Consider the following 1,193-nt stretch of genomic DNA (forward strand, 5'->3'; position numbering starts at 1 on the left):
GGTCGGCCGCCGCAGGGTGGTCGTCGGGTCCGTCCTGCGCGGCGGCCGTTCCTCTGCGTCCCATGGCCCGGCGTACGCCGTAGCCGAACGCCGCGACCTTGACGAGAGGTCCGCCGAAGGTCGAGGCGACCGTCGTGGAGAGCGCCGAGGCGTTGGAGGTGACTTCCTGGACGTCCGTCGCGATGGCGTCGACGCGGTCGAGCTGGGTCTGCGCGGAGCGGACCGTCGCGGAGGCGTCGGCCAGCAGCGGCACCGCCTGCTCGGTCACCTCGGCCACGAGCCTGGTGGTCGCCCTGAGCGTCTGGGCCAGCCTCACCAGCACCACGGCCAGGAAGGAGACCAGGATGGCCCAGAACACGGCCACCAGGATCCCGGCAACCTCTCCACCGGTCACGCCGCACCGCTCCCTGATCGTCGACGGTCTTCTGGAAGGCGACTGGAAAGTCGTCCTCCGACCCTATCGCGCCGGAGGTCACGCCCCGTACCGCATTACGAGGTCACGGGACGGGAGTTGCCGCGCGGGATTGTACGGAGTGCTGCCGGATGAGTACTCCGCGTGTCTCATGCGACGGTCCTTCCGCTCCGGTCCTTCCGCCGACGCGCCTTTCCCGGTTCCCGGCAATCTTCCCGCCGAGCTGAACCGCTTCGTCGGGCGCGACGAAGAGCTGTCCGGCCTGACGCGGCGGCTCGGTGAGTCCCGGCTGGTCACGGTGGTGGGAGTCGGCGGTGTGGGCAAGACGCGGCTGGCGCTGCGAGCCGCCGAGGCCCTGAAGAAACGCTACTGCGATGGCGTCTGGCTGGCCGAGACCGGTGCGCTCCGCGATCCCGAGCTGCTCGCGCACTCCCTGGTCGAGGCACTCGGGCTGACGGACCAGAGCGGCAGGCCGCCGCGCCGGGTGCTGGCCCAGCATCTCGCCACGCGCCGGCTGCTTCTGGTGCTCGACGGATTCGAGCAGCTCGTCGACGCGTGCGCCGAGCTGGTACGGGAACTGCTGCGCCGGGCACCGGAGTTGACCGTGCTCGCGGTGGGCAGGCTCGCCGAACGGCCGGGCCCGGCGGCGGTGCCGCGGCAGTCGTCCGGTACGCGCAGGCCGTCCCGTACCGCGCGAAAGCCCGCCGGCTCTCCCACCGGCAAGGGCGGGGAGACGGCGGGCTGAGCCGCTGCCGCGCGGAGTGTCCGCGCGGGCTGTCGG

1 protein-coding gene and 1 pseudogene are annotated in these 1,193 nt (G+C 72.3%); one reads left to right on the top strand and one right to left on the bottom strand.

Annotated elements, in window-relative coordinates; genetic code table 11:
* Positions 1-394 (bottom strand): DUF948 domain-containing protein (locus GA0115259_RS27635; RefSeq protein ID WP_176732673.1); only part of this gene is annotated, 394 nt, incomplete at its 3' end.
* Between the two features lie 169 nt (positions 395-563).
* On the opposite strand from GA0115259_RS27635, the pseudogene GA0115259_RS27640 reads away from it, so the two are divergent.
* Positions 564-1,034, top strand: a pseudogene (locus GA0115259_RS27640) (AAA family ATPase); the annotation flags it as partial.
* Between the last annotated feature and the right edge of the window lie 159 nt (positions 1,035-1,193).

The organism is Streptomyces sp. MnatMP-M17 (assembly GCF_900091995.1).
GTDB lineage: Bacteria > Actinomycetota > Actinomycetes > Streptomycetales > Streptomycetaceae > Streptomyces.